This window comes from Oleiphilus sp. HI0043, from assembly GCF_001634935.1.
This window is the reverse complement of record NZ_LWEY01001803.1, coordinates 1-1,186: the sequence shown is the minus strand read 5'-3', so window position 1 is coordinate 1,186 and position 1,186 is coordinate 1. Positions and strand designations below refer to the sequence as shown.

1 protein-coding gene is annotated in these 1,186 nt (G+C 45.3%); it reads left to right on the top strand.

The features are described 5' to 3' along the window. Positions 1 to 55: 55 nt before the first annotated feature. On the top strand, positions 56 to 1,186 hold a 1,131-nt coding region (locus tag A3729_RS27760), incomplete at its 3' end, for an AarF/ABC1/UbiB kinase family protein (protein ID WP_068634505.1).

Sequence of the window (1,186 nt, the reverse complement as noted above, 5' to 3'; positions counted from 1 at the left end):
TTCTTATCATGCAGATAAACAAGCGAAGGGCGAATCTCTGCCAAAAGTGTAGCTTATGTCAAAGTCCAAGAAAGACTCTAATACTCAAAGTAATAAAACAGTTTCAGCTATCAAAACGGGTAGCTTTGAGCGTCGTTTGAGTCTGACTAAAGCAGGCTTACTGGCCGGTACGCGGATGGCTGGTCATATGACTACCTCTTTATTTTCCGGCAAAGAGGCTAGAGCTGAAAAGCGCAAAAAGGCACTTTCGGATCAAGCTCACTTTCTTGTTCGTGAGTTAGGAATGCTGAAGGGGAGTGTGGTTAAAATCGGGCAGGTCATGGCGCTTTATGGCGAACACTTTCTGCCACCTGAAGTTACCGAAGCTCTCCATACTCTTGAAGAAAATACTACTGCGCTGGAATGGCCTGTCATTCGAGGTGTTTTGTTCGAGCACCTTGGCGCAGCGAATATGGATAAGCTTGAAGTTGAAGAAGAGCCAATAGGCACAGCTTCGCTAGGACAGGTTCATCGTGCAAAAATAATCGAAACAGGTGAAGTCATTTGCTTGAAGGTTCAGTACCCGGGAGTTGCTCAGGCAATTGATGCCGATCTGGATGCTGTCGCACAAATACTTCGCTTGGCGAGGGTGGTTACTGCAGGACCAGCGTTTAACGATTGGTTGGAAGAGGTTAGAGTGATGATGCATCGGGAGGTAGATTACCACCTAGAAGCTGAAACGACAGCCCGCTTCTCTCAAATGCTTCAAGATGATCCTCGATTCATTGTTCCAAAAGTGTATTTTCAGTTCTCCTGCGAAAATGTTATGGCTACAAGCTACGAAGAGGGTGAAAATGTTTCTAGCGAGCGTGTTGCTGAGTTGTCTCAGGCGCGTCGTAATAATCTGGCTAAATCATCTTTGGCGCTGTTTCTGCAAGAGTTGTTCGTCTGGCACGAGATTCAAACTGATCCAAATTTCGGTAATTATCGAATACGAATTGGTGAAGAGAGTGGCAAAGATAGAATAGTGTTACTGGATTTTGGCGCTGTGCAAAAGTATCCACAGCAATTTATTAACCCTGTATGTCAAATGATTTCAGCTGCTTATGAAGCTGACCTGGAAGGTGTTATTCGTGGTGGGATTGCGTTAAAGTTTATGCAAGCAGACTGGCCGCGAAAAATCCTGGAAGAGTTTGCCGGGGTTTGT